Here is a 2,127-nt window from a genome sequence, read left to right on the forward strand (position 1 = left end):
AAGCGCCCTCAAAGGTTTGGATGGCTTTTTGCGTGGCCTCAAGTAAAGTATCACTAGTTTCTAGGGTTTTATGGATGGCGTGGGCGATGACTTCAGTGTCAGTATCTGAGGTGAAGTTATAACCTTGTGCTTGCTGTTCAGCTTTTAATTCAAGAAAGTTTTCAATAATACCATTATGTACCACGCTCACCAACTGGTTGCAAATGTGTGGATGGGCATTGCGGCTTGATGGCTCGCCATGGGTAGCCCAGCGGGTATGGGCAATGCCAACGGTGCCGTCTAGCGGGATTTTTTTAGCATTAATGTTGTTTTCAAGATTAACAACTTTGCCGACGGCTCTGGCACGGTGTAGTTCGTTATCCGCTGATAACACCACCACACCAGCAGAATCATAGCCGCGATATTCTAAGCGTTTAAGACCTTCAACCAATACTGAGGTGATGTTTTTTTTACAAATTCCGCCGACGATTCCGCACATAAGCTAATGAGTGATTAATATTGAATGAAATGTTAGTTGAATTATAGCCAGCAATGAACACTATATGAGTGATATATGTCTTAAACTGCCACAACTTCACCCTGGTCAAGAGTGATGGCTTGTTGTTGACCAATCAACTTTAAAAGTACCGTTATTCTATCGTTGCTATTGTAGTTTTGAAAGATGGCCTGCTGGCCTTTAAATGCACCCGTTTGGATTTCAAGATGATCACCTTTTTGATGTGAACAAATGTTGATCAATGCTTCAATGGTCTGTTGCTGCTGGATCTTAATCATATTGATAATTTGATTTGACACGGTAGCAAAGTTTAAGCCAAATCTGACAAAGTTGGCTACCCCTTTGGTAGAGCGAATAGGTGTCCAATTTTGCTTTTTATCATCAAGCTCAATAAACAAATAGCCTGGAAATAATGGCGTGGTTTTATTTTTTATAACCGCTTTAGGAAAAAATACATTAAAACCCTGGTTGCTCAGATTTTGAGTGGCTATTGCCTCTTGTTGTGGCTTAGTCTTGATTAGGTAGTAGTTTTTCATATGAGTGTCATTATAAACTGTTAAATTGACATTTTTTTTACATTTATGAAAGATTTTTAGTAGGTAGCTAATAATGGGATAATATCAATAATGAAAATTGACCTACATAACCACTCTTATTATTCTGACGGTGTTTTGTCACCCAGTGAAGTGGTTCGTCTTACCAAAGAGAGTAAATAAGCACTACTCTATTATAAGTAGACATGCATGATACAATTAATCCATTATTTGTATCATAATATGATATTATTATAATTCTAATCATCTCATTAATAAGATAAGAAATATGTGGATATGGCAACATGGTAATTGGCCGAACCTTGAATACGATGCTGAGACAGTCATGCTTGCACTGTCCGATGCAATCAGCCATGTTTCTCCATTAATGCTGTTGGCCAATGAGCTGGATCAAGATAAGAAATTGGCACTAGAGTCTAAATCATTACTAGATGAAGCATTATCAAGTGCAAAAATTGAAGGAGAAATTCTAGATCGTGACTCTGTAAGATCAAGCATTGCCAATCGACTAGGCATTGGTAAAGTGGGGAAAATGTCTAGAAATTCTACAGCCTTTATTGATGTTTTGCTTGAATCCGTTAGAAGCTCGTCAAGCGTCTTAACCAAACAGGATTTGTTTAAATGGCATGGTATGATGTTTCTTGACAAACCAATTCTTGATGATTTGATTATTGGCGATTATCGCAAGTCGCAAATGAAAGTGGTTTCAGGCAGATATGGGAAAGAGCGAGTTCATTTCGAGGCGCCTTGTCTGGACTATCAATGTGTTAGTGATGAAATGAATGTTTTTCTAAATTGGCTGAAATCTGACAATATAGAGTCTGGCTATATTAAAGCCGCTATTGCAAAGTTCTACTTTGTAACCATTCATCCATTTGATGATGGCAATGGGCGTTTTTCTAGAATGATTGCTGAGCGCTGCCTTGCTGATGCGGAAAATACCAATATTAGGCTTTATTCATTATCCACCGAGATGGAAAAAAATAAAAATGAATACTATGAAGTTTTAGAGAGATGTCAAAAGGGTGAGTTAGATATTACTCAATGGATTGTATGGTTTTTAGAGCAAGTAAAACT

Annotated in this window: 2 protein-coding genes and 1 pseudogene; 1 reads left to right on the forward strand and 2 read right to left on the reverse strand. The window is 37.8% G+C overall.

Annotation, left to right across the window (positions count from 1 at the left end; all coding sequences use genetic code 11):
• Window positions 1-478, reverse strand: a pseudogene (locus P8M52_RS03200) (glutamine--fructose-6-phosphate aminotransferase); the annotation flags it as partial.
• A gap of 80 nt (window positions 479-558) precedes the next feature.
• Window positions 559-1,032: a transcription termination/antitermination NusG family protein gene (locus P8M52_RS03205; RefSeq protein ID WP_300307225.1), complete on the reverse strand. Its 474-nt coding sequence runs from the start codon at window positions 1,030-1,032 to the stop codon at window positions 559-561.
• A gap of 286 nt (window positions 1,033-1,318) precedes the next feature.
• On the opposite strand from P8M52_RS03205, the gene P8M52_RS03210 reads away from it, so the two are divergent.
• A partial coding sequence (locus P8M52_RS03210) for a DUF4172 domain-containing protein (RefSeq protein ID WP_300307227.1) occupies window positions 1,319-2,127 on the forward strand: 809 nt, incomplete at its 3' end.

This window comes from Candidatus Thioglobus sp. (assembly GCF_029243085.1).
In the GTDB taxonomy this organism is placed as follows: domain Bacteria; phylum Pseudomonadota; class Gammaproteobacteria; order PS1; family Pseudothioglobaceae; genus Thioglobus_A.